2 protein-coding genes are annotated in these 1,954 nt (G+C 72.0%); one reads left to right on the forward strand and one right to left on the reverse strand.

All coding sequences use genetic code 11. From position 1 onward, the window contains the following. The coding region (locus tag G3I40_RS07265) for a streptophobe family protein (protein WP_164301334.1) at nt 1–1,308 on the reverse strand (1,308 nt) is incomplete at its 3' end. 227 nt (nt 1,309–1,535) lie between these two features. On the opposite strand from G3I40_RS07265, the gene G3I40_RS07270 reads away from it, so the two are divergent. Then, a partial coding sequence (locus G3I40_RS07270) for an FHA domain-containing protein (protein WP_203643585.1) occupies nt 1,536–1,954 on the forward strand: 419 nt, incomplete at its 3' end.

A 1,954-nucleotide genomic window follows, 5' to 3' on the forward strand; every position in this document is an offset into this window, starting at 1 on the left:
GCCCCACGCCGCCCCGAGCAGCAGGGCCATCGCGAGCCGCCCGTGCAGCTCGATGCCCGCGCCGAACGCGTCGAAGCCCAGTACCGACAAGGACGCGTCCGCCGAGACGTCCGTCAGCCACACCAGAAGCGGCAGCCCGAGCGCCGTGACGACCCCGAGCCGCAGTGCGCAGCGGCCCGCGAACCCGGGCGCCCCCTGACCCGGCACGCGCGGCGTCCGCACCGCCGTCAGCACGCCGGCGAACAACATCATCAGAGCCGTCGCGACGGCCAACAGCCATACCCGGCCGTCGAGTTCGGCCAGCCGTCCCAGAGTCACGGGCCGGTCCGACGAGGCCGTGAGCAGATCGTCCAGCGGGTCGGGGAGCAGCTTGGCGAGCGCGCCCGTCGCCTTCCCGTCCCAGGGCACGAACAGGCCGAGGGGGACGCCGAGCCAGACGCCGTTGGGCGCGCCGAGCAGTGCCGCGCCCGCGATCCGCTTCGGGTGGTCGTCGCCGATCATCGCGTACAGCGCCGCGGCCAGGCCGGCGAGGACCGCCACCAGGAGCACCGTCACGAGCGCCGACGCCGCCGGCCGCACCAGGCGGTGCAGGGGGGCGAGGGCCCGCGGCAGGGGAGTGCGCCGCGACGCGAGCAGCGCGATCAGCAGCACTCCGGTCACGAAGGCGGCGCCGCCGAGCAGCGTGGCGCCCGTCTGCACGGTGAAGCCGACGGACGCCTTCGCCTGCGCGAGGTCGCCGAGCCGGTCGGGGAGCAGTCCGCCGACGCCGCCGGGGAGCTTGTCCTTGATGTCGCCCGGCAGGCCGCCGTTGCCCGGAATGTCGTCCAGTCCCAGCTTCGAACCGTCAATCGTGATGATGTCGTGACCCGCCCACGCGAGCCCTCCGAGCATCGCCACGAAGAGCGCCACCACGGACCCCGCGCGGGCCAGCAGCTCCGCCGACGAGACGCCAACTCCCGCTGCGCGCAAGGAGCGTAGGAAGAACCAGCTCAGCAGCAGGGCGCCCACCAGGCCCACGCCCAGCGGCGACACGTCGATGGCGGTGTGCGCCTGCGCGCCGTCCAGTCCGAAGGCCGAGACGTCGCCGGAGGGCGTCACGCGCCCGCCGACACCGATGGCTACCACGGCGGCCGTCATCGGCCCGAGCGAACCCGCCGTGTCGGCCTGCAGGAGGTGCAGGCCGAGCGTGGCGACGCCCGCCATCCCGATGAACGCCCAGCTCACGGCGGCGATGGCCGAAAGCAGTACGTCGCCGACCGGTAGGGCGCCGCGTCGGGTCGTGTCGTGGCCGGTCTCCGTCAAGGACATCAAGGACCCCCCGATCCGTGCGGCATTGCCCCTGATATCCCATTTGCTCATGATCCGTTGGGAGTTGTGGGCGCTTACTACTCTCCGGGGCCGTTTCTGCCCCGTCAACGGGGCGCGCACCGGGGCCGGTCAGGAGTCTTCACAACCCCCGACGCAAGGCCCGACTTTCGGTCATGGGGCCGTTCCTGAAATAGTTCCTCAGGATGTTCGACATCCCTAGACTCCCCATGACGGGGCAATACTCGGGGGACAACTCAGTGGGGCATGGAGTGCCTGAACTCGTACTGGAATTGAATGGCAGGACCTGGACGCTCGACCCGTCCAGGCCGTACACCCTCGGCCGTGATCCGGGGGGAGACGTCGTGCTCGACGACGCCAGGGTGTCCTGGCGTCACGCCACGATCAGCTGGGGCGGCCGCAGTTGGGTCATCGAGGACCACGGCTCGACCAACGGCACGTTCGTCCAGGGCCAGCGGATCCATCAGATGGAGATCGGCCCCGGCTCGTCCGTGCACCTGGGCAACTCGACCGACGGCCCGCGGGTGAACGTGCAGGGCAGCGCCCAGGCCGCCGCCGTCGCCTCGCCGCACCAGGCCCAGCAGCAGGCCGCGGGCCTGGCCCAGCAGCCGCCGCCGCAGCAGCACCC

Origin of the sequence: Streptomyces sp. SID14478 (assembly GCF_010548525.1) — a bacterium.
Classification (GTDB): domain Bacteria; phylum Actinomycetota; class Actinomycetes; order Streptomycetales; family Streptomycetaceae; genus Streptomyces.